The sequence below is a fragment of the Neisseria sp. P0022.S010 genome, from assembly GCF_051956635.1.
Genome location: NZ_JBQCXF010000370.1, coordinates 1 through 2,972, shown reverse-complemented (window position 1 = coordinate 2,972; position 2,972 = coordinate 1). Strand labels below are relative to the sequence as shown.

The window sequence follows — 2,972 nt, the reverse complement described above, 5'->3', positions numbered from 1 at the left end:
GTGAAAAAGGGTAAACGGACGATGAGGCCGTCTGAACGGAGATATAAAGAAGGCAGATGTTTCAGACGGCCTTTAGATATTCTATCGCATCACATTGTTCCAATCACTTTCAAAATAACTGACGAGAATTTGGTTGTTCAAATAATTTGCTTCAACCTTACGCCTTGCCATATCGGGCGGAAAGCGGAACATTTCGGCGGCGGTTTGGGCGTTTAGATAACGTGTGGGAACGTCGAATTTCTGCGGGACGGGGAGTTGCTTATCGAAGCCTGCCAATACAAATCCCCATTCGCCAAAGGAAGGGACATAAACATGATAGGGCGCGGTATTCAACTTGGCCGCTTCGAGGGTGGCAACGACTGACCAGTAGGCGTTAGGGGCGAAATAAGGCGAAGTCGATTGCACAACAATCTTGCCTTTCGGCTCAAGATGACGGGCAACGAGGCGGTACATGGGGACGGAGTAGAGTTTACCCAGCGAGAAATTGGACGGGTCGGGTAGGTCGATGATGATAACGTCGAATTTTTCAGACGACGCTTCCAGCCATTTGGCGGCATCGTCGTTGACGACGTGCATTTTGGGATGGGACAGTGAACCTTGGTTGAGCGCGCTCAAGGTGGCGGAGGTTCTAAAAGTAGCGGTCATGTCGGGATCGAGATCGACCAAAGTAACATTTTTGACCTGCGGATATTTCAAGACTTCGCGTGCCGCCAACCCGTCGCCGCCGCCGAGAATCAGGACGCGTTCGGCGTTTGGCACCATCTGCATGGCAGGCAGAACGAGTGCTTCATGGTAACGGGCTTCGTCGCGTGAGGAGAATTGCAGGTTGTCGTTGATGTAGAGGCGGGTGTCGTCTTTCCAGCGGGTAACGACCAGCCGTTGGTAGGGAGAATGGCTTTGATAGACGACGGGATCGCCGAAATAGCTTTGTTCGGCTTTAAAGGAAATACGGTCGGCGTAGGCAAAGAGTGTAATGAGCGCGGTCAATACGATAAACGCACGTGTACGGATGGCGTGATAGCGGGGTAATTCGGATTTGAATACGCGCGCGGTCAGATAGGCGACGGCGGCGTTGAAAATGCCAAACAAGAGGGCGGAACGCGCCATGCCGAGTTTGGGGGCGAGCAAAAGCGGAAACAACAGAGAGACGGCAAGTGCGCCCAAGTAATCGAAGGTCAATACTTTGGAAACGAGTTCTTTAAATTCCGCACCTTTTTGGTTTAACACGCGCATGACCAAAGGAATTTCCATGCCGACAACCATGCCGACAATCAGTACAAAAGCGTAGAGCAGGGTGCGGAACGGGGCGGCGGATAAACCGAAGGCCACAAATAATGCCAGCGCAGAAATGCCGCCGATGATGCCGACCAGAAGTTCGATTTCGATGAAGCGGTGCAATACGTCTTTATCTTTGATGTATTGGGTCAGGTGGGCGCCGATACCCATTGAAAACAGATAAAGCCCGATGACGGAGGAAAACTGCAAAATACTGTCGCCTAAAAGATAGCTTGCGAGCGCGGCGATGATGAGCTCGTAAGCGAGGCCGCAGCTGGCGACGATAAAAACGGAGATGATGAGGGTGCGGTGGGCGTTCATGATGACGTTTTTGTTGCTTGAGTGTGGGCAATGTAATGATTTTTAAGGTGGGCTGCAAGTTTATTTATAGGATGTAGAAAAGGCCGTCTGAACAAATTGTTTCAGACGGCCTTTAATCTGTCAGGCATTAATAGCGGTGTTTAAATACCATGCCCACTGCGTAAGAAGATTTTTTCGGCAAATCTTTGTCGTATTTCGGATTGACGTTTTCTTTCAACCAGCCGGCGCCGAGTGTGGCAGTTGTCCGTTTGGAGAAGCTGTAATCAGTGCTGACGGCAACGTGTTTGTAGTCTTCGCCGATAGAGCTTTTACCGTAGGCGAAGCCGATTTGAGGTTTGAAATTGCCTACTTTGTATGAGCCGGACACCATAAATTCTTTGGTGTTGTTGATTTCTTTGTCGTAAGAACCAGCTACGTTGCCTGCCGCATCTTTCCATACGCCCCAGCAGCTGAAGCCGTCGCAAGTGTTTTTGGCGTATTGGAACGCGGCATCGACGGAGATTTTGTCTTTGCTGTATCCGGCCATGAATGCATGGGCTTGGAAGTCTTTGGTTTCGGTCGGAGAGTCGTTGGGTGCGTATTCGGCAGCGTAGTGGGCGTTAAAGCCGTTGTTTGGGTGGTTGTAGTCCACACCCCAGCCGAAAACCCAGTCGCCGTCACGTTTTTTGTCCGGATTCCAGTCGTTGTTGTTGCGTGCGGCATTGGAACCTGGGGAAACGTTGAATTTGAATTGGAAACCGTTTTTCCAAGGAGACTCATAAGCCATAGAAACGCGGCGTTGGCCGAAGCGGGAAATTTTGCCGAATTCCAGAATCGAGCTGTTGGTGTCGAACGGGTTCAGATAAATGCTGTTCATGGGTGTACTGATGTAACCCATTTTGACGGTACCAAGGTTTTTGTAGCTGTTGAGCGCGACGTATGAGTCGGCAGTGCCCCAGCCGCCCCAGCGGTCGGAATCGAAGTAAATAAAGGAGCCAAGTTGCCATTTCAGCCATAAGTCGTTGTTGAGTCGTACTTCATCGGAGAGATAAAGACTGGAACTTTTATCGGAAATGGTTGTATTGGTTACGCCGGTTTTATTGTTGTGCTCGACCTCGGTCATAATGTATATGGTACCGTTCATTTTAGGTTCGGCGTGGGCGATGCTCATGGAAGAGCCGATGAGGGTAATGGCAACAAAGCAAGATAACTTGTTCATTTTGTTCTCCTTTTATGTCTTTTTCTTAATTGGGGACGGGGTATTCGGATAATCTTATTTGACAAATTATAAAAAATCAATACATTTGTAATTTATCGTAGGATAAATTGAAAAATAGTTTTCAGTTACGTATTTTTGTGTTAATTTGCCAACAATCTTGGATGGCTCACTATTATCC

General features: G+C 48.9%; 2 protein-coding genes. Both read right to left on the bottom strand.

Annotated features, from left to right (window positions below; genetic code table 11):
* Window positions 1–81: 81 nt before the first annotated feature.
* On the bottom strand, window positions 82–1,599 hold the full coding sequence (locus ACTHUT_RS16865) for a polyamine aminopropyltransferase (RefSeq protein ID WP_348772615.1): 1,518 nt from the start codon (window positions 1,597–1,599) through the stop codon (window positions 82–84).
* 124 nt (window positions 1,600–1,723) lie between these two features.
* Window positions 1,724–2,794 (bottom strand): porin, encoded by a 1,071-nt coding sequence (locus tag ACTHUT_RS16860; RefSeq protein WP_070749640.1) that lies wholly within the window; start codon window positions 2,792–2,794, stop codon window positions 1,724–1,726.
* Window positions 2,795–2,972: the final 178 nt, after the last annotated feature.